Below are 1296 nucleotides of genomic sequence, written 5' to 3'. Positions count from 1 at the left end.
GAGATACATCCTTCCAGCGAGGACGAATCCTCACAGATCAGATGTCAACCAAACCCGGGGCAGACCCCGTGACCGCTACCAGAATCTAACTCTGATCGGCGAACCCACTTCCGAACCGTCTCCGGTGTAGCAACCCCTAAAAGCCCAGCAACTTTTTGCATCGCCGCCCACTCCGAAAATGCGTCCTCCATCTCCGCCACCATCCGAACAGCACGATCCTTCAGCTCCTGCGGATACCACGTCGTTGTATTCCCTGCCATGCCCTGATCCTCTCAAACGGAAAAGTCTCCGGACACACCGGGGCGCCTCACGCCTGCAGGTATAGTTTTCGCTAGGTAGTTGGACTTTTGATGAATAAGCGAGGATTGTCTGTGAAATCTGTGGGTGCGCGGGGCTGGTCTGGGGTCCCGTTGTGGCGGTTGTGGTTAAGTGGTCTGTTAGCTCTGGGTTTGTTGCCGGTGCTTTGGCTGGTTCAGGCGGTTCCAGCATCTGCTGCTCCACAGTTGCGGGATAATCCTAATGTCGTGACAAATTTGTATCCGGGGTCTACGGGGGTGTTGAAGTTCTCGTATGTCAATGACGGGACAGACATAAAGATCGATATACAGAAGTTGCCTCGGTCGATTGTCTTTAACGCACCGGCTGGTGTGACGTTCACGGATCAGCCCACGGTCTTGTCTCAAAAATCCAGGACGGAGAACGGTCCTCTGGTAAATACTGTTTTGAGGGCGAATGCGTGTACGCGGAGCAACGATAATCAGACGCTGTCTTGCACCCTAAGTACGGTTGGTACTGGCGATTATGTTCTCACGTATGCGGGGGAGGAGCGTCAGTTCTTGCCGCAAGTTCAGGTGGCTGCGGGTATCCAGCCGGGCGCTTTGGCTGATTCAAGTTCGACGATATCGTTCTCTGATAAAGCGAATGGTGCTTTGGTGACGGGCGTGGCTTCGGGGAAGGTTCGGGTCATGCCGGATCCGACGATTGAGGCTACTGATGGTCACGGGCCGTTGACGGGTACTGGTTATCCGAACTGGACGGTGACGGTGGCTGATGGTGCCGGGAATGTTTTGGGTACTCCTCGGGTAGATGCTTCGGGTAATTGGTCGTTGTCTTTGAATTCGAATTTGCCGATAGGCACTGTGATACGGATGGCGCAGACTGATGATGCTGATGTCACTCGGACGGCGGAGACAACTGTTCGTGCTGGTGCGGTAGACCCGAGCAACGTCAATACGAAGTACACGGTGACTGAAGGCGCGAAGATCGCTGACGGTGTTGAGGCTCATGCGGTCACGG

Annotated in this window: 1 protein-coding gene and 1 pseudogene; one reads left to right on the top strand and one right to left on the bottom strand. The window is 54.8% G+C overall.

The window, feature by feature from the left end; genetic code table 11:
• Positions 1–62: 62 nt before the first annotated feature.
• Positions 63–260: pseudogene (locus C501_RS14655) on the bottom strand (IS3-like element IS987 family transposase); the annotation flags it as partial.
• Between the two features lie 705 nt (positions 261–965).
• On the opposite strand from C501_RS14655, the gene C501_RS14445 reads away from it, so the two are divergent.
• A partial coding sequence (locus C501_RS14445; protein ID WP_211206307.1) for an Ig-like domain-containing protein occupies positions 966–1296 on the top strand: 331 nt, incomplete at its 3' end.

The organism is Acaricomes phytoseiuli DSM 14247, from assembly GCF_000376245.1.
In the GTDB taxonomy this organism is placed as follows: Bacteria; Actinomycetota; Actinomycetes; order Actinomycetales; family Micrococcaceae; genus Renibacterium; species Renibacterium phytoseiuli.
The sequence above is the reverse complement of the archived record's forward strand: the minus strand, read 5'-3'. Positions and strand labels throughout refer to the sequence as shown.